The organism is Polynucleobacter sp. MWH-Adler-W8, from assembly GCF_001889925.1.
GTDB lineage: Bacteria > Pseudomonadota > Gammaproteobacteria > Burkholderiales > Burkholderiaceae > Polynucleobacter.
In genome coordinates this window covers 1-16,866 of record NZ_LZFI01000014.1, presented here as the reverse complement: position 1 = coordinate 16,866, position 16,866 = coordinate 1, and the positions used below count along the sequence as shown (strand labels likewise).

The window sequence follows — 16,866 nt, the reverse complement described above, 5'->3', positions numbered from 1 at the left end:
TATTGGCGCTGACGCACAATGCTGTCAAAGGCCAAGCACTCCAGGGGTTTTAGGGCTAATCCTTTAGGTTTGCGAGTTACCTTTTCTTTACTAATGGAGCGGCGCTGGCCTTTGGAGTTAATGCGATACGCGCTGGTACGCATTTTGTCTGGAACTGAGCTAATCATGCGACCAATCGTACTTACGCTAGGTAGCGGCAGGCGATGCTTCTGGCAAAACGGTACCAGTTTGGCAAAGACCTTTTCCTTACCCAAATTAGGATGCCATTGCCGTAAGCGTTTGACTTCAGCTAGGATCATTGGATGCCAGGCAATGGGCCTCATGGTCTTGGGGCGCTTGCTTTGAGGCTTTAGGGCAGCTGTGTTGCCTCTGGCTTTACCAAGCAAAGTGCGCCAAGCATATAGAGTGCTACGACCCACCCCAAAAGCATGGATTGTGGACTTTAGACCAAACTCTTGCCAATGAGTCAATATTTTCAAGCGTTTACGAACCTCTTCATCCATGCCAGCCTCAATCAAACCTAACTTAGCAATACGATAAAGACCTTTTACTCGGTACCCCATGAATTGGACTTGCACGGTGAACTTTCTTCTAGAAAGTCCAGGATGTGTTTGAGCTTATACAATAATGGGTGCTAATAAAAGACTTGCTTTGAAAAATAGCTATGACTGACATCAATCGAAATAATCTCTACGATTACATCATCATCGGAGCGGGTAGTGCTGGCTGCATGTTGGCTAAGCGCTTGACTGAGAATCCTAATAAGAGGGTCTTGCTGATTGAGGCTGGCAAGAATGACAACTACATCTGGATCCACATTCCAGTTGGATACTTGTATTGCATTGATAACCCAAGGGCGGATTGGCGTTTTAAAACGGCCGCCGAAAAGGGCTTAAACGGCCGATCCTTGCTGTATCCGCGTGGACGTGTTTTGGGTGGATGCTCATCGATTAACGGCATGATTTATATGCGTGGTCAAGCAGGGGACTATGAGTCTTGGGTTCAGGCAACTGGCGATGATTCTTGGTCTTGGGAAAATGCTCTTAAGCGTTACAAGTCATTTGAGGATTACCACAGCGCTGCAAATGAGTGGCATGGTAAGGGTGGTGAGTGGACCGTTTCAAAGCAGCGCTTACGTTGGCCTATCATGGATCGAGTTAAAGAGGCTGCAGTTGAGGCGGGCATTCCGGCTTCAGATGACTTCAATTGTGGCGATAACTTTGGCGTGGGTTACTTCGATGTGAGTCAACGCGCTGGTTGGCGTTTAAATACTTCCAAAGCTTTTTTAAGGGATGCGGCAAAGCGTCCTAATCTCACAGTATTAACTCAAGCTGTGGTGACAAAACTTAAAATTGATCCCGCCACTAAAAATTGTCTTGGGGTTGAATACATCAAGGATGGTCAAGCCTGCGAAGCCTTATGTGCCATCGAGCAGGGTGGAGAGGTGTTATTGAGTGCAGGCGCGATTGGTAGTGTACAAATTCTAGAGCGGTCCGGTGTTGGCGCTGCCGCACATTTAAACCAATTAGGTATCCCTGTTATCGCTCATCTCCCAGGTGTCGGCGAGAACTTACAAGATCATTTACAGCTGCGCATGGTTTACAAAGTGAATGGTATTAAGACCTTAAACACGAAAGCCAATACTCTTTTGGGAAAGATGATGATCGGCTTGGAGTATCTCTTTAAGCGATCTGGCCCAATGTCGATGGCGCCATCACAGTTGGGTGCATTTGCGTACAGCTCGCCAGAACAAAAGAGTGCCAACGTTGAGTATCACGTGCAACCTTTGTCCCTGGAAAAGTTTGGTGAGGATTTGCATTCATTTAATGCCTTTACGGCAAGCGTTTGCAATGTACGCCCCACCTCGCGAGGTAGTGTTCACATTAACTCGACTGATCCTGAAGCGCCGCCAGTGATTAGTCCGAATTATTTGTCGACTGATGAAGATCGCAAGGTAGCAGCAGAATCTTTGCGCTTAACTCGCAAGATTGCCCAGCAGGCCGCCCTAGGTCCTTATGCTCCAGAAGAATACAAACCGGGCGTGCAATATCAAACGGATGATGAGTTGGTTAAAGCGGCGGGGGATATTGGTACAACCATCTTCCATCCGGTAGGCACATGCAAGATGGGGCGCGATAACGATCCGATGGCGGTGCTCGATTCTGAATTACGCGTGAGAGGCATTCATCATCTGCGTATAGTCGATGCTTCGGCGATGCCTACGATTACTTCGGGCAATACCGCTGCCCCCACGATGATGATCGCTGAGCGCGTGTCGGAATTGTTAACGCGTGCCTAAGACTTCACAGAAAAGCTATTCATTACCCGCTAGTCATTTATTGCTAGCGTTGGCTATTGTGGCAGTGTGGGGTACGAACTTTGTAGTCATTAAATTGTCACTCGCAGCTTTTCCACCATTTTTGTTCGCTGCACTCAGATATACCTTTGCATTTCTTCCGCTGGTGTTCTTTGTGCCAAGACCCAAAACATCTTGGGTCAATCTTAGTATTTATGGTTTAGCAGTGGGTGTGGGGCAGTTCGGAGTCCTGTACTTTGCGATCGATGGCCGTATCTCCCCGGGTCTAGCTTCCCTGGTGATTCAGACCCAGGTATTTTTTACTATCGGCTTTGCGATGTTTTTTGCCAAAGAGCGTTTGCGCACTTATCAAATGCTGGCGGTACTGGTTGCTATGACTGGCTTGGGAATTATTGCGCTGCACACTGATGCCACAACCACCTTCTTGGGACTTGCCTTGGTGGTATTTACTGGCTTTTCGTGGGGGGTTGCCAATACGGTTAGCCGAAGGGCGGGCTCTATTAATATGCTGGCCTACGTGGTTTGGGCAAGTGCTTTTGCGATTCCCCCTCTATTTGCGATTTCCTTCCTTTTTGAGGGCGGGTGGGGGCATATGAGTACTTCTTTAACCTCAGCCCCAGTAGGGGCATGGGCTGGTGTTCTTTGGCAGTCTTGGGGAAACACCATCTTTGGCTATTCCGCCTGGGCGTGGCTGCTCTCTAAGCATCCGGCGGCAGTGGTTGCGCCTGCGCCTTTGCTGGTACCTATTTTTGGCATGGGGGCGGCAGCCTATTTCTTGGGGGAGTCATTGCCGCCATGGAAGATCTTGGCAGCGGGCTTGGTGATAGTTGGACTGATCATCAATCTTTTTTGGCCAAACATTGAACGCAGCCTGAAACGGCAATTTTCTTGAGTCTCTTGGGCTAATGTAAAACCCTAATACAAGGCCCTTTTTTTGCCTTTGTATTAACAGTAAGATAACTGTTCGTTTCGGTTTTACCTATAAAAAAGTATTTATTAATTAGCAATTTTTAGTCATGGAGACTTTATGAACATTCGTCATCACATTTTTGCAGTAGCCGCTGCTGCAATGCTTACAACCGGCGCTTATGCTGCCGATATCAAACTTGGTGTTGCAGGTCCATTTACTGGTGGTTCATCCTCAATGGGTGTCAGTATGCGTGACGGTGTGCGCCTTGCTGCAAAAGAAATTAATGCCGCTGGTGGTATCAACGGCAACAAAATCGTTTTGGTTGAGCGCGATGATGAAGCGAAAAACGAGCGTGGCGTTCAAATTGCACAAGAATTGATTAACAACGAAAAAGTAGTTGCTACTTTGGGGTACATCAATACCGGTGTTGCATTGGCTTCACAACGCTTTTATCAAGAAGCAAAGATTCCAGTATTTAATAACGTTGCAACAGGCACATTGATTACTCATCAGTTCCCAAATGCTGCTGAAAACTATGTTTTCCGTAATGCTGCAGCTGACAATATTCAAGCACCAATGATCGCTAAAGAAGCGGTTGAGAAGCGTGGCTTGAAAAAAGTAGCAATTTTGGCTGACTCAACAAACTACGGTCAGTTAGGCCGCGAGGACTTAGAGAAGGCATTGAAGGGTTATGGCGTTACTCCAGTTGCAACTGAAAAGTTCAATATTGGTGACGTAGACATGACTTCACAATTGCTCAAAGCAAAAAATGCTGGTGCTGATGTAGTTTTGACTTACGCAATTGGACCTGAGTTGGCGCAAATTGCTAACGGTATGGCAAAGTTGGGTTGGAAAAAACCAATGATTGGTAGCTGGACATTGTCAATGGCTAGCTTTATTGATACAGCTGGTAAAAATGGTGACGGCGCAACGATGCCGGAAACTTTCATTCAGAGTCCTGCAACAACTCCAAAGCGTAAAGCTTTCGTTGATGCTTACTTGAAAGACTTCAAGCCTAAGAATGGCATCATTGCTTCCCCAGTTTCTGCTGCTCAGGGATATGACTCTGTTTATTTGTTAGCTGCTGCTATCAAGCAAGCAAACAGCACAGAGGGACCAAAGATTTTGGCAGCTTTGCAAGATCTGAAGGCTCCAGTTGAAGGTGTTGTGATTACTTATAACAAGCCATTTACTGCAACTGACCATGAGGCTATCAAGTCCAAAGACGTAGTTATGGGCGTAGTTGAAAGTGGCCGTGTTCAGTTCTTGAATGCTGAAGACGCAACAGCTAAAAAGAAGTAATTTAAGCTCTAGGGCAGGCAATCTAAATAATTATTTTGCACTGCAGCATTAGATAAGACAAAACGCCGCCCACAAGCGGCGTTTTGCTTACAATGACGGATTCGTTAATAAAACAGTTTTAAGAATATTTAGGCCAATAACATGGACATGTTTGCACAAATCCTCTCGAGCGGCATAGCGGTGGGGATGATCTACGCGGTCATCGCTTTCGGCTTTCAGCTCACATTTGCCACATCTGGCACCTTGAACTTCGGTCAGGGTGAAGCGCTGATGTTGGGTGCTCTTGTAGGTTTAACTTGCGTAGATACATTTGGCATGAATTACTGGGTGATGATTCCAGTAGTTTGCTTGTTTGGTATGTTGCAAGGTAGCTTCGTTGAGCTCATCGGCGTCCGTCCTGCAATTAAGATTAAATCGGAGTTTGGTTGGATTATGTCTACCATCGCTCTTGGTATTATTTTCAAGAACGTGGCTGAAAATATTTGGGGTCGTGATGCATTGCCATTTCCATCGCCGTTACCAATGGAGCCAATGAGTTTCTTGGGTGCAAATATTCTGCCAATGGAAATTTTAGTAGTCGTTGGCGCATTAGTGATGATGTTGTTGGTGGAGTTCTTTAACCGTAAAACTATTTACGGTAAAGCGGTTGTTGCGACAGCCAATGACCGTGATGCAGCTGGCTTGATGGGTATTAATACCAGCGTAGTAATTACCTTCTCTTATGCGCTTTCTTCTTTAACTGCAGCGTTCGCGGGCGTATTGATTGCACCGTTAACTCTGACTGGCGCAACCATGGGTGGCGCGCTAGGATTAAAGGCTTTCGCTGTAGCGATTATTGGCGGCTTATCTAGCGGCCTTGGCATTATTGTTGGTGGCTTGATTCTCGGTATCGTAGAAACAGCAACCGGTTTTTATATCTCTACTGGTTACAAAGATGTGCCCGGCTTGATCTTGTTATTGCTCGTGTTGGCGTACAAACCATCTGGTCTCTTCGGCAAATCTGCGATTAAGAAAGTTTAATGATGAAATTGAAGTCTCTATTACCGATATTCATTGCGATTGCGGGGCTCGTTTGCTTCCCCCTGTTCGTCCACAATCCTTATTACATCCACCTAGTTGAAACGATTCTGATCTACACCATCCTTTTGTTCGGATTGGATATCGTAGTCGGTTATGTAGGTCAAGTATCTTTGGGTCATGCTGGCTTGTTTGGTATTGGTTCTTATACGGCAGGTATTTTATTTTTCCATTTAGGCCTCCCAATTTGGGCGACCATTCCCGCATCCATTATTGTTACGGCTATCTTTGGTGGCATCTTGGCGCTGCCTGCTCTCAAGGTGGTTGGGCCTTATTTGGCGATGGTGACCTTGGCTTTTGGAACAATTGCGCAGATTCTGATTAATGAGATGGATTGGTTAACCGAAGGGCCATTGGGAATTAAGCTAACACTCCCTGAGCTCATGGGTGTTCCTATGAGCGTCACCGAGTATTTTTGGTTGGTATCAGCAGTAGCTATTTTGGCAATGATTGTTGTCGATCGTTTTGTTAAATCACAAATGGGCCGCGCTTTTGAAGCATTGCGTGATAGCCCAATTGCTTGTGACTGCATGGGTGTATCTGTTTATCGCTTTAAGGTGATCGCATTTGTGATTAGCGCTGGTTTTGCTGGTTTGGCTGGTTGCTTGTATGCCTACTCAGAGCAATATATTTCACCTAATACCTATAACAACGAGCTAGCCGTTTTATTCTTGCTCGGTATCATTATGGGTGGACGTAAGTCACGCCTTGGTGCGATCATTGGTGCGGCCATCATTGTCTTATTGCCAAAACTCTTGGACGACATCAATCTATTCCGCATCGTTGCTTCGATTATTGCAATCGTGGTGGTAGTGGGGGCTGGCATGGCTCTATCCAAGAAGATAACTACTCCTAAGCGCGTAGCTCTTCCAATCATCGGTGTAGTGGGCTTAGCAGCATTTTCATTTTGGTTGAATAGCATTTCTGATTGGCGTTTGAGTATTTTCGGCTTCATGATTTTGCTAGTGGTGTATTACTTGCAAAGCGGTATCGTTGGTTTCGCGAAAAGCTTCTACCAGGTGATGGTTGGTAAGGCTAAAACTACTCGCGGCGGTGATCACGAAGAGGTGGATGATTCCATTAACTTCATTAGTACTGTTGCCAATCAAAATACGGGTGCTGAGCTCCTGAAAGTAGATTCTGTATTGATGCAGTTCGGTGGCTTAAAGGCATTGAACAAAGTTGATCTCAGTATCAAGCGCGGCACCATCCATGGTTTGATCGGTCCTAACGGATCCGGTAAGAGCACGATGATGAACGTGTTGACTGGTATTTACACACCTACTGCAGGTAACGTGTTGTACGCAGGTGAAAGCGTGGTTGGTAAGACTTCTTCCGATATCGCCCTGTCTGGTATCGCACGCACCTTCCAAAACGTTCAACTCTTCGGTGAAATGACGGCGATCCAAAATATTTTGGTTGGCTTGCATCACACCTTTAAATCAAACATGTTAGAAATTGCATTACATCTGCCACGCTATAAGAAAGAAGAAGCTGAAGCATATGCTCGTGCAATGGCCTTACTTAAATTCGTTGGCCTAGATGATTTAGCGAATGAAGAAGCGCGTAACTTGCCATACGGTAAGCAACGTTTGCTGGAGATTGCTCGTGCTTTAGCATTGGATCCTGAGTTGCTCTTGTTGGACGAGCCTGCTGCTGGTTTAACAGCACCAGACATCAAAGAACTCTTGCGCATTATTCGTAAGATCCGCGATAGCGGTATTACTTTCATCCTGATTGAGCATCACATGGATGTGGTGATGTCAGTTTGCGATACCGTTTCTGTATTGGACTTTGGTCAGAAGATTGCAGAAGGTAAACCAGCTGAAGTTCAGGCAGACGAGAAGGTGATTCATGCCTACTTGGGTACTTAATCACTAGAACATATTGAATCGGTAAATACCATGTTATCTATTAAGAATCTTGAAGCAGGCTACGGCAAAGTAAAAGTCCTCCATGGCATCAATATTGATGTTCCTAAGGGTCAAGTGATTACTTTGATTGGCTCAAACGGTGCTGGCAAAACCACCACCATGCGCGCTATTACTGGCATGATTAAGCCAACAGCTGGCGAAGTCACATTGGGTGGCGAAAAAATTGATGGTTACGACTCTCATAAAATCGCCCGCCTAGGTTTGGCTCACAGCCCTGAAGGTCGCCGCGTGTTTACAACGATGTCCGTAACTGATAACTTGTTGCTTGGTGCGTTTCCACGCTTTACTGGTAGCCGCCCAAAAGGTGATATCAAGCAAGACTTGGAAAAGTCTCTTGAAATGTTCCCACGCCTTAAAGAGCGTCGCAATCAATTGGCTGGTACCTTATCTGGTGGTGAACAGCAGATGTTGGCAATGGCGCGTGCTGTGATGCTAAACCCAGAGATTATTCTTTTGGATGAACCATCCATGGGCCTTGCCCCAATCTTGGTTGAGGAAGTATTTAAGATCATCTCTAACTTGAAGTCACAGGGCGTAACCATGTTATTGGTTGAGCAGTTTGCTGCCGCCGCTTTAAACGTAGCTGATTATGGTTATGTACTAGAGAACGGCAAGATTGCTACTCACGGACCTGCTGAAAAGCTCAAGGACGATCCCGCTGTGAAAGCGGCTTACTTGGGTGGCGCTGGTGGTCACTAAGTAGTTGCTTGAGTTGAAAGTAATAAAAAAGCCCTTAGCAATAAGGGCTTTTTCTTTAGCTAGATAAGAGCTTTATAGCCTCTCGAATCAGCAAAGCGCGATAGCCCATGTAAAGGGCAACTACAGTAAACCCAAACAAAAGACTTTGGGAATCAGTGCGCCTTCAGCTACCAGTTCACTATTCAGTAGGCCTATAGCTACCGCAAGGAAGAAGAGGGCGCCTAAGCCCAATACAACCCAATTTTCATTGCTGGCCACTTGCTGGGTTTGGTTGTTATAGGCAAGAACTTGAAAGGCGCCGCCCTTTGGGTATCCCGATACAGTGACCTGATCGCCATCAGCAATTTTCATAGGGAATGAAAACTTTGCTTCGATTGCTGTTTCGCCCAAATTAAATTTGGAGATAAAAAAGCGTTGGTAATACTGCGAAGAATGATCGTGAGTAGGCTTTTCTGGGTTTACGTATTCTAGTAACTCATTGTTGAGATTGCTGACCGTACCAGAAATGGTGCTGATTGAGTTTGATAGAAAAGTGCTTGGTTTAGTAATGGACATCAGCAAAACTCCCAAAAGACTAAATATAAGAATAAAGATAAACGATGCCAAAGGTCTTTTCATTAACTTGAGAACCCCTTAACAATTAGGCTGATGGCAACGCAAAATGTCAAAACAGAAAAAATTTGCTGCAATCTTGGGCCGCTGAGTTTTTTGCCGAATCCCCTACCAATTAGTAACCCAAGCAAGGCTCCTAATGCAAAAGGCGCTGCAATTGCAAGGTCAAGACTTCCTGACATGGCTGACAAAAGAGTGCCGCCCCCAGCAATGATGGCAAGCACGCCTAATGATGTTGCAACTATTGAGTTGATGGGCAAATCGGTGTAGCGCTTGAGCGCAGGAACAATCACAAATCCTCCGCCCACGCCCAGGAGCCCCGATAGAAAGCCTGCTAAACCACCTGACAACATTAATGCTCTAGCGCATGGCACATTCCAAGATAACTTGCCTCTTGAGGAATCCAATAAGCATGGTGGCGGTGATTTACCCTCAAAATCAGGTATGCCATGAATTTCTTTGTAAGCTTGCCGATATAGGCGAATAGAGACGTAGAACAGGGTGCAGCTAAAAAGAATTAATAGTGGCGCATTAGGAATGCTTTTCGACGCCCATAGCCCGATTGGAGAAAGCATCAACCCAAACATTGCCATGAATCCGGCCGCTTTATATCGAAGAATCTTGTTCTTCAATCCCAGTAGAGCGCCAACGCCTGCCGAGAGCGCAATTGCAGCGAGGGAGATTGGAGCAGCCTCAGCTACCGGTAAATGCAAAATAAATACCAACAAAGGAACTGACAGGATGCCGCCGCCGGCCCCTGTAAGACCCATGAGTAGGCCCACAACAAGACCTAAGCCGGGGCTGATAAGGATTGAATAGTCCATTGCAATTAATTTTATATTAAGATAATATATAAATAAATATATTATTTACTCTTTTAAAGAATAAATACAATATTGCTAAGAAAGGCCTTTGTGAATTCAAGCTCTCGCGCTGATGTTAAAGCGTTTTTTGATCCAGAAACCTGGACTTTTACTTATGTTGTTTACGTAGGCAAGAAAAGTCCCTGTGTAGTAATAGACTCGGTCCTCAATTATGACCCCAAATCAGGTAGAGCTTCTACTCGGTCTGCTGACGAAGTCATTGGCTTTATTCAAAATGAGCAATTACAGCTAGATAGGATTTTAGAAACCCATGCACATGCTGACCACCTCACAGCAGCGCCCTACATACAAAGCAAGTTAGGCGGGAAGATTGTGATTGGAGAGCGCATCACTAATGTACAAAACGTTTTTAAGGATGTCTTTAATCTGGGCGAGCAATTTGCTGTTGATGGATCCCAGTTTGATCACTTATTGAAAGATGGTGAATCCCTGCCATTTGGAGCTCTCTCGCTAAAAGCACTATATGTGCCTGGTCATACGCCCGCATGTATGGCTTATGAGATTGGGGATGCTCTATTTGTTGGGGACACTATATTTATGCCTGATGTTGGTACGGCACGTTGTGATTTCCCCGGGGGTAGTGCCCAGAGTTTATACCGCTCTATTCAGAAGGTGCTGTCCTATCCCGATGAGACAAAACTCTATATGTGCCATGACTATCCGCCTGAAGATCGTGCTGCGGCTTATTGCACAACGGTTGGCGAGGAAAAGAGGTTCAATATTCATGTGAATGCAGGCATCAGTGAGGAGCAATTTGTGCAAATGCGGAATAAACGTGACGCGACTCTAGATATGCCCAACCTCATACTGCCATCTATTCAGGTCAATATACGTGCAGGTCATTTACCCGAGCCAGAGGCGAATGGCAAATCCTACTTAAAAATACCTTTGAACACTCTTTGAGATGACTATTACTAAATCTGAGCTCAAGAAAATGCAGGCATCAGCGGCTGATGCCTGCAAGTTAATGAAAGTCTTATCCAATAGTGACCGCATGATGCTTTTATGTGAAATCGGCCAAGGTGAAAAATGTGTGAGCGAGCTAGAGGCTGCCTTGGATCTGCATCAACCAACGCTGTCTCAGCAATTAACCGTTCTTCGTAAAGAAAAGCTGGTAAAGACGCGCCGAGAAGGTAAGCAGATTTACTATTCGTTAGCTAGCGAGGTTGCAGTCGCAGTAATGGGCTTGCTCTATAAGTACTATTGTAAAAAATAGTGGATTGAATTAAAGAAAATCATGCATTCAATCGATTCAGTGATTAGCTTGACGTAATTTTTTAAAAGAATGCAGTATAAAAATCACTAAAAAAAGTAATCCCGTTATCCAATGGGTATCGACGGTTATGTCTCTCGCCTCTTCTGGGCCGTAATAGAGTAGGGCGCCAGAAATGAGCAGCGTTGCCAAGAAGCCCAACTGGCTAAAACCACTCCACAACTGCTTTCTCGACTTATATCCCGCCTTGATATGGAAAGGCATTACTGATCCAAGAGCTAAGGTAGCCAGCATTGCAGCTATGCCATGAGCTGCGAGAATGCTATGGGTGCCAAGAGTCGATCTTTGTATCTGAAATTGATGACCCAGAAGATATATCAGGCCAGTGATAGAGCATGTCATCATGCCCCAGATAACTAGCGTTCTTTGCCAGTTGGGCATTTTCCCAAGGCGGCTCATGCGACTATCCTCAGTGTTTGCGCTGAGAAATGGCTGAAGCAAGGGTGATGCTCATTATTGGATAAGGCTAAAACCTTGGTGAGTGCATCTGCGTAAACACACTCTTTTGCAAGGATAGAGAATGACCCAGCAATCTCCATATGAACCTCGGAAAAATTCTGGGCTAGAGGATTAATGATGTGACTCCTCAGGCCATCTCTTTTGGCAAAATAAAGGCTGCTTGTAGCAATGGCACCATCTTTCAAGGAACCAATTTCAATCAACTCCTCAGGACTCTCAGGATGGCGAACTTGAATGGGGAGAGATGTATTTCCAAAGACTCGTAGGTCACCACCAGCATTCACCGAGCCAGATGCGATGCCCTCTGATATTAAGACTCTCACCGCCATATCTACCGCAAACCCTTTGGCGATTCCGCCCAGATCCAGGCAAACTGGGCGAGAGGACTCTATTAAGTCGGGCGCCAAGAAGTAAATATCTTCAACGCCACCAAGATCGTGATTGGAGTAGTTGATATGGCAGGGCAATAATCCTGCAGCAACCAGGCGATGGCCGATTCCACAATTAAATAGGCCGTCGGATTCAAGATGCACCTCTTTTGCTATTCGGATGACTTGCGCAGTCCACGGATGAATCTCAACTGCTTCGATGTGGGCGTTTCGATTGATTTGGCTTAGCTCACTTTGAGGATGGTGAAATCCCATGAGGTCATGAATATTTTGAATGGCTGCAAAAGCATTATCAATAGCCTCTTGCCCATCATCTTGATTTATGGAGATCTCTACAAAGGTGCCAAGAAGTGGTTTGCAACGAAGCATTGTTACTTTCCGAGGCTGGGTTTTGAATTAGAGTTCTTCAGGGCTAGGTCATATAAAACGGTTACCCGTTTCACTCCATCAGTAAGGTGTTTGCAAGAAAGTGTTGCGCCACCAATATTCTGAATATCTTGATTGAGCTTGATAGGGTCGTTTGCGGTCTTGCCTACAAACTGTTTGCGCCATTGCGCTTCTGCTACTTCATAACCATAAGACTCAACGTATTCCAAAACTTCGATACCAGCGATACTGCCATTTGGGTTGATAGCAACGGCATAAGTAATCATTTCATGTTTGCCTATGACTTCGTCAACCACAAGCCAGCTACCATCATTCGCCCTCCAGATGCGCTCGCCCTGAAAGGGGTAACGAATGCTAGATGCAATACGCATCTTTTCCTGAAGATCATCTGTAATGATGATGGGATACTTCGTCAGCATTTTGTTGGGGAAAAGGATTTTTTGAGCTTGCTCTGCAGAAGCATAAATTTTTGCTTGGGCCATGATGGGTGCACTCATCATGGCTAAACTAAGGATTACTAACGGGCTGGGTTTCCAGTTCATGGGTTATTAAATAAAATCTTAGGCAGTGAGCAATTCATTCGCTTCATTACAAAGTGCTTGAATTTCTGGGTTGATGCCTTTGACATTGGAGAGTTTGTCAAAGATCATCAACGCTCTTTTCTTGGCTGTTTGACATTGGGTGGCTTGAAACTTCAGCAAATGAGCTAAAGCTGCAACTAATAGGTTCTGAATTTCCATGAGTTCTTTCGGTTAATTGAGTGGGAAACCAACTTTGACAATGAATTCATTTACTGAGTGGCTATCCCAGACACGAGCATCTGAGCACTCAGCCTCTCCGCCGCCCATGCAGGTGCCGCCTGCGAGTTGATAGCGCCAAGCGCCAGTAACCCACCAGTCTTTGGCTGCGTAATGCATATTGGGACCTACAAAAGTGGCTCTTTGAACTTGATTGCGTAAATTGAGCTCTGAATAATCATTATGAAAACGGGCCTCTACACCAGCCGACCACTTGGGGGCAAAGCGATAGCTCGCGCCCACTAGTAAATCGAGCATCGATTCAGGAACGTTACCATTTTCAATAAACTTTAAGCGCTCATTCGCGGCTACAACGTTGCCCGCCAAAATTAATCGATCGTCAATAAAGTTAGATTGAAGTAAAAGCCTCGCCTCGAGTTCATCTTTGTTTCTTCCCCATGTTGGCTCTAGATAAAGCCCTACACCTACTGGCGAAGTTACTGGATTGGTAATGCGATAAATCGCTTCTAGAGAACCGCCTTCAATGCCACTTTTCTTATAGGCTGTGGAAGGATCGTGCGAAGAGGGAACGCCATAACCGCCTGTACAGGTTGGGGCATCTCCGCATGCTTCTGGATTGGTGTAATTTTGATTTGCATTGGTGTAGTAAGAGTTGATATAGCCGGCAACTTGTAAGTCGTTAGTTAAGCCGTATTCCAGTTCGGTCCTAGCAGTTAATGCATCGTAAGTTCCCGCTGCTTGCTGTTGATTGAGTTGTAGGCGCTGCTCAAACTCCAGCTTGCCCTTAGGCTGCAAATCTAAGGTGTAAATCCAGCCAAACACTCCCTCGCCTGCATGGGCTAAAGAAAAGTGAAGTGTGGCAACTAAGAAGAGGCTGAATGCAAGAAGTCTATTAATGGTCAATTTCATGGTCCCTTGAGGTTGGTGGTCATCAATCTAAATGAGAATGGTTCTCAATATAGCATTAGATGAGAATGGTTCTCAACTAATGAAAATAACCATGACTTAAAAAATGGCGGAATCTATAGGCCTATTCTTTTTTGCTTGTAAGATTTCCCCAAATGAACGCTGAGTCCTTGGAAAAATTGGTTTTAATGAAGATGCCTTTTGGTAAGCACGCAGGGCGTGCATTGGCTGATCTGCCGGGGAATTATTTGGCGTGGTTTGCCCGCGAAGGTTTTCCCAAAGGCGAGCTTGGTGAATTATTGGAATTAATGCATACCCTAGACCACAATGGTTTGCGTGGACTCTTGGCGCCAATTCAGCGGGCGCATGGCCTGCAAGCTAGATCTAAATTACTTTGAGCGAATAATCAGTGTGACGCGGTTACGTTCGTAAGTCACAGTTGCTGATCCTGGTGGACTGCTTTGAATTAGGCCTGCCTTTAACTTGGTCTGCGATTCAATTTGTAAGGCAATCTGTTTTGCAAGAGTGTCATTGCGGTCATATTGAATCTGAATGCTAGCTATCTTGCCCGACTTGATATTGTTAATGACATCATTGAGCTTGCTGGGGGAGTAATCGTCAAAAAATATGGGATACCATCCGCCAACGAGAGTCTTTTGCCCCTTGATGTCATGGGTCTGTGCCGATGTATTGTTTGTATTACTGCCTTCACCTACAGGTAAATGAAAGTCAATTCCCGTCTTTTGTACTAACTCTTGATAGGGGATCGGCGGAGTCATAGTTGCTTCATTGGTGTTTTCAATCAAATATCCCCAAGCAGTATTTTTATTGGAGTCGTATACCAACTTATATAAGTGGCTGGGAATCGTTACGTGACTTCTGCCAATACTGCCGCGGTTTCCAATCGAACCCGTGAATACGTAAATGTCGCCAGCAGCTCTTTTCGCATAAGCCCTTGTTGGCTCCTCAACATTTTTGGCCCAGATTCCCTGATTGTTTTGCCTTGCCTGCGGCATCATATTAGCCAATGAGAAAGATTGAGCCATTGAGCGTTCGTTACTCATGTCGCCTGCTGGGGCGTTATGACCCCTATCAAAGCCGCTTCCGCGGTAATCTGAGAGCAGGGCCCGTTCGGAGAAGGGTAGTCTGGCTTCTTCGTAAAACTGATTACCTCTGCGCGGGTGCGGGGCGGAAAGCTGCTCCCGATTAAGCTTCTCAACGGTATAGATTGGCTTTTTATCCTGAGGAGAGTAGTAGATGGCAAAACTATCAAAGCATAGGTCACGCCCAGCTTGTGGACTTGTGGGTATTTGCTGGGCCGGAAATAGATCCTTGCAGTCTTCAAAAGCCGCAAGCGCATTTAATGAGGCGCAAATTGCTACAAGTGCAAGAAGGTTACGGATGAATTTCATGGGCTCTTAGTGTATGACCTCCACCTCCCATGAGCCCATATTTTTCATCTTGGGCTAGCTCCACAGCTAATAAGAATCAGAACTCTTGCGATATTTTTTTGTATATCAAAGTGCATGTTTTCTTGAAGAAGGTCTTGTAAATACTGTCTTGCAATAACATCTGCCTTGCCACTACCCCTAGAAAATTACAGACATGAAAGCACTAGATATATGATTTTTTGGTTTGAATTTTTGGCCAAAAACACAAAAAAGTCCTGTTTAAGCCAATTTTTTATAGAGTGAAATTAGTGCCCCCTAACTTACATAAGCTATTGATTTTATTGACTTATATATGTCTTTAGCTATCTGTATACGGGATCTCCCGGATTCCTAGATCAATAAGTTATTGATTTCCACTTCTTTATTCTTGACTTGATATAAGAAACTTCTTAGGATGACCCATGTTTTTTAAATATTGCAATGCAGCATAAAACGGTAGTCTAGTTTTTTGAGGCCTTGCAAACAATGAATGAGTAAATGTTTAGTTAACAATTTGAGCGATATGCAGAATGCACAGTCAAGCGCTTTGACTGCTAAAGAGCTGCTGGCGCACGCCATGTCTCCGGTCTATAGAGTCATTAATGGCCTACTCGTTTTAACTGTGTTCATGGTTGTTGGTTTTTGGCTTTCAGGCAACGGTACTAATGCCGGCGCTTTTGATCTTGCACGCATTCTTGTTCCCGATGAGGCGCGCCATATGGTTTGGAGTAGCGGCTTTGGCATACTCAATCAATACAAAGAATCTAATGAGGTAGCAGCCGCACAAACCGCTGATACTGAGATTGCCGCAGTAATCTATGGCAAGTCTAAGATTCCTGCTTCAATTGGTTTGACTAGCGCCAAGCAGCAGACCGTAGCTTTGTTAATGCCCTCTGTGGCGCAAATGCAGGTGAAATCGATTTCTCATCTGTCTGACCGTATCCCAACATCAAAGATGGACCCCCAGGCTTTAGATAGCAACTTAATGGGTTCGATTCAGAATCAACGTGCCGTAGCTGACTTCTTTGAGAAGAAATACAGTCTTGATCGTTCGAAGATTGAGGAGTATGTTTCAAACACGATTTTGATTGCAAAAGAAGTCAACATCGACCCAGTGCTTTTGTTGGCAGTAATCTCGGTGGAATCTAATTTCAACCCAAACACTAAGAGTCACGCCGGTGCTGAAGGTCTCATGCAAGTAATGACTGCAGTACATAAAGATAAATATGCAATCTTTGGCGGAACTTCTGAGGCTGCTAAGCCAGAAGTCAACATCCGTGTTGGCGCCTATATCTTGAAATACCTTATCGCTACAGCTGGTTCATTGCGTAATGGTCTGAAGTACTACGTTGGTGCTGCGAATGCCGAGGATGATGGCGGCTACGCGGACAAAGTGATGGCCGAAAGAAATCGTCTGATTGGTTTATGTCAAAATCGTTCGTCTAATCGCTTGACATTGAACGGCAAGGATCTGCGCTCTTAAGTTTTTAGATCTTAAGTAGATCAAAGTATATAAAAAGCCACCCAAG

18 protein-coding genes and 1 pseudogene are annotated in these 16,866 nt (G+C 45.2%); 10 read left to right on the top strand and 9 right to left on the bottom strand.

Annotated features, from left to right (window positions below; all coding sequences use genetic code 11):
* Positions 1–578, bottom strand: a pseudogene (locus AOC28_RS10860) (hypothetical protein); the annotation flags it as partial.
* 86 nt (positions 579–664) lie between these two features.
* Between AOC28_RS10860 and AOC28_RS10855 the strand changes: the two are divergent.
* The 6 genes from AOC28_RS10855 (at position 665) to AOC28_RS10830 (ending at position 8,239) form a co-directional block, all read left to right on the top strand.
* Positions 665–2,299, top strand: coding sequence for a GMC family oxidoreductase N-terminal domain-containing protein (locus AOC28_RS10855; protein ID WP_072583999.1), 1,635 nt, complete (start codon positions 665–667; stop codon positions 2,297–2,299).
* Entirely contained in the window at positions 2,292–3,209 is a 918-nt protein-coding gene (locus AOC28_RS10850) for an EamA family transporter (RefSeq protein ID WP_072583998.1), read from the top strand. Before AOC28_RS10855 ends, AOC28_RS10850 begins: the two co-directional genes overlap by 8 nt.
* Positions 3,210–3,344: 135 nt before the next feature.
* Positions 3,345–4,529: an ABC transporter substrate-binding protein gene (locus tag AOC28_RS10845; protein WP_072583997.1), complete on the top strand. Its 1,185-nt coding sequence runs from the start codon at positions 3,345–3,347 to the stop codon at positions 4,527–4,529.
* Positions 4,530–4,670: 141 nt separating this feature from the next.
* The gene (locus AOC28_RS10840; protein WP_072583996.1) at positions 4,671–5,549 is read left to right on the top strand and encodes a branched-chain amino acid ABC transporter permease; all 879 of its coding nucleotides are present in this window, start codon (positions 4,671–4,673) and stop codon (positions 5,547–5,549) included.
* Positions 5,550–5,551: 2 nt separating this feature from the next.
* Positions 5,552–7,480: a branched-chain amino acid ABC transporter ATP-binding protein/permease gene (locus AOC28_RS10835; RefSeq protein ID WP_072584001.1), complete on the top strand. Its 1,929-nt coding sequence runs from the start codon at positions 5,552–5,554 to the stop codon at positions 7,478–7,480.
* A gap of 30 nt (positions 7,481–7,510) precedes the next feature.
* On the top strand, positions 7,511–8,239 hold the full coding sequence (locus tag AOC28_RS10830) for an ABC transporter ATP-binding protein (protein ID WP_072583995.1): 729 nt from the start codon (positions 7,511–7,513) through the stop codon (positions 8,237–8,239).
* Between the two features lie 120 nt (positions 8,240–8,359).
* On the opposite strand, the gene AOC28_RS10825 is transcribed toward AOC28_RS10830, so the two are convergent.
* The gene (locus AOC28_RS10825; RefSeq protein ID WP_237767796.1) at positions 8,360–8,794 is read right to left on the bottom strand and encodes a hypothetical protein; all 435 of its coding nucleotides are present in this window, start codon (positions 8,792–8,794) and stop codon (positions 8,360–8,362) included.
* A 62-nt stretch (positions 8,795–8,856) separates the two neighbouring features.
* Positions 8,857–9,675, bottom strand: a complete 819-nt coding sequence (locus tag AOC28_RS10820; protein ID WP_072583994.1) for a sulfite exporter TauE/SafE family protein — start codon at positions 9,673–9,675, stop codon at positions 8,857–8,859.
* 90 nt (positions 9,676–9,765) lie between these two features.
* Here AOC28_RS10820 and AOC28_RS10815 point away from each other — a divergent pair, with 90 nt between their 5' ends.
* Positions 9,766–10,638 carry an MBL fold metallo-hydrolase gene (locus AOC28_RS10815; RefSeq protein WP_072583993.1) on the top strand — a complete coding sequence of 291 codons (873 nt, stop codon included), beginning with the start codon at positions 9,766–9,768 and terminating at the stop codon, positions 10,636–10,638.
* 1 nt (position 10,639) lies between these two features.
* On the top strand, positions 10,640–10,951 hold the full coding sequence (locus tag AOC28_RS10810; protein WP_072583992.1) for a metalloregulator ArsR/SmtB family transcription factor: 312 nt from the start codon (positions 10,640–10,642) through the stop codon (positions 10,949–10,951).
* A gap of 36 nt (positions 10,952–10,987) precedes the next feature.
* Here AOC28_RS10810 and AOC28_RS10805 read toward each other — a convergent pair whose 3' ends face one another.
* The 5 genes from AOC28_RS10805 to AOC28_RS10785 are packed head-to-tail and all read right to left on the bottom strand — an operon-like array spanning position 10,988 to position 13,910.
* A complete protein-coding gene (locus AOC28_RS10805) occupies positions 10,988–11,407 on the bottom strand; it encodes a hypothetical protein (RefSeq protein WP_072583991.1) in 420 nt (139 codons plus the stop codon).
* Positions 11,404–12,225 carry an FAD:protein FMN transferase gene (locus AOC28_RS10800; protein ID WP_072583990.1) on the bottom strand — a complete coding sequence of 274 codons (822 nt, stop codon included), beginning with the start codon at positions 12,223–12,225 and terminating at the stop codon, positions 11,404–11,406. The genes AOC28_RS10805 and AOC28_RS10800 overlap by 4 nt, the downstream gene beginning before the upstream one ends.
* 2 nt (positions 12,226–12,227) lie before the next feature.
* Positions 12,228–12,785 (bottom strand): FMN-binding protein, encoded by a 558-nt coding sequence (locus AOC28_RS10795; protein WP_072583989.1) that lies wholly within the window; start codon positions 12,783–12,785, stop codon positions 12,228–12,230.
* A gap of 18 nt (positions 12,786–12,803) precedes the next feature.
* Positions 12,804–12,983 carry a hypothetical protein gene (locus AOC28_RS10790; RefSeq protein WP_072583988.1) on the bottom strand — a complete coding sequence of 60 codons (180 nt, stop codon included), beginning with the start codon at positions 12,981–12,983 and terminating at the stop codon, positions 12,804–12,806.
* Positions 12,984–12,995: 12 nt separating this feature from the next.
* Positions 12,996–13,910 carry a DUF6662 family protein gene (locus tag AOC28_RS10785; protein ID WP_083564302.1) on the bottom strand — a complete coding sequence of 305 codons (915 nt, stop codon included), beginning with the start codon at positions 13,908–13,910 and terminating at the stop codon, positions 12,996–12,998.
* Between the two features lie 152 nt (positions 13,911–14,062).
* Between AOC28_RS10785 and AOC28_RS10780 the strand changes: the two genes are divergently transcribed.
* Entirely contained in the window at positions 14,063–14,305 is a 243-nt protein-coding gene (locus AOC28_RS10780) for a DUF3820 family protein (RefSeq protein ID WP_072583987.1), read from the top strand.
* Here the strand turns inward: AOC28_RS10780 and AOC28_RS10775 are convergent.
* The gene (locus AOC28_RS10775) at positions 14,297–15,319 is read right to left on the bottom strand and encodes a DNA/RNA non-specific endonuclease (RefSeq protein ID WP_072583986.1); all 1,023 of its coding nucleotides are present in this window, start codon (positions 15,317–15,319) and stop codon (positions 14,297–14,299) included. The two genes, AOC28_RS10780 and AOC28_RS10775, sit on opposite strands and share 9 nt — an antisense overlap.
* 508 nt (positions 15,320–15,827) lie before the next feature.
* On the opposite strand from AOC28_RS10775, the gene AOC28_RS10770 reads away from it, so the two are divergent.
* On the top strand, positions 15,828–16,820 hold the full coding sequence (locus AOC28_RS10770; RefSeq protein ID WP_072583985.1) for a lytic transglycosylase domain-containing protein: 993 nt from the start codon (positions 15,828–15,830) through the stop codon (positions 16,818–16,820).
* The last annotated feature ends 46 nt before the right edge of the window (positions 16,821–16,866 follow it).

Excerpts from the sequence above, each read along its gene's own strand:
- AOC28_RS10855 (WP_072583999.1), top strand. The coding sequence starts at position 665 with ATGACTGACATCAATCGAAATAATCTCTACGATTACATCATCATCGGA.
- AOC28_RS10845 (WP_072583997.1), top strand. The coding sequence starts at position 3,345 with ATGAACATTCGTCATCACATTTTTGCAGTAGCCGCTGCTGCAATGCTT.
- AOC28_RS10840 (WP_072583996.1), top strand. The coding sequence starts at position 4,671 with ATGGACATGTTTGCACAAATCCTCTCGAGCGGCATAGCGGTGGGGATG.
- AOC28_RS10835 (WP_072584001.1), top strand. The coding sequence starts at position 5,552 with ATGAAATTGAAGTCTCTATTACCGATATTCATTGCGATTGCGGGGCTC.
- AOC28_RS10830 (WP_072583995.1), top strand. The coding sequence starts at position 7,511 with ATGTTATCTATTAAGAATCTTGAAGCAGGCTACGGCAAAGTAAAAGTC.
- AOC28_RS10825 (WP_237767796.1), bottom strand. The coding sequence starts at position 8,794 with ATGTCCATTACTAAACCAAGCACTTTTCTATCAAACTCAATCAGCACC.
- AOC28_RS10820 (WP_072583994.1), bottom strand. The coding sequence starts at position 9,675 with ATGGACTATTCAATCCTTATCAGCCCCGGCTTAGGTCTTGTTGTGGGC.
- AOC28_RS10810 (WP_072583992.1), top strand. The coding sequence starts at position 10,640 with ATGACTATTACTAAATCTGAGCTCAAGAAAATGCAGGCATCAGCGGCT.
- AOC28_RS10805 (WP_072583991.1), bottom strand. The coding sequence starts at position 11,407 with ATGAGCCGCCTTGGGAAAATGCCCAACTGGCAAAGAACGCTAGTTATC.
- AOC28_RS10800 (WP_072583990.1), bottom strand. The coding sequence starts at position 12,225 with ATGCTTCGTTGCAAACCACTTCTTGGCACCTTTGTAGAGATCTCCATA.
- AOC28_RS10795 (WP_072583989.1), bottom strand. The coding sequence starts at position 12,785 with ATGAACTGGAAACCCAGCCCGTTAGTAATCCTTAGTTTAGCCATGATG.
- AOC28_RS10790 (WP_072583988.1), bottom strand. The coding sequence starts at position 12,983 with ATGGAAATTCAGAACCTATTAGTTGCAGCTTTAGCTCATTTGCTGAAG.
- AOC28_RS10785 (WP_083564302.1), bottom strand. The coding sequence starts at position 13,910 with ATGAAATTGACCATTAATAGACTTCTTGCATTCAGCCTCTTCTTAGTT.
- AOC28_RS10780 (WP_072583987.1), top strand. The coding sequence starts at position 14,063 with ATGAACGCTGAGTCCTTGGAAAAATTGGTTTTAATGAAGATGCCTTTT.
- AOC28_RS10775 (WP_072583986.1), bottom strand. The coding sequence starts at position 15,319 with ATGAAATTCATCCGTAACCTTCTTGCACTTGTAGCAATTTGCGCCTCA.
- AOC28_RS10770 (WP_072583985.1), top strand. The coding sequence starts at position 15,828 with ATGAGTAAATGTTTAGTTAACAATTTGAGCGATATGCAGAATGCACAG.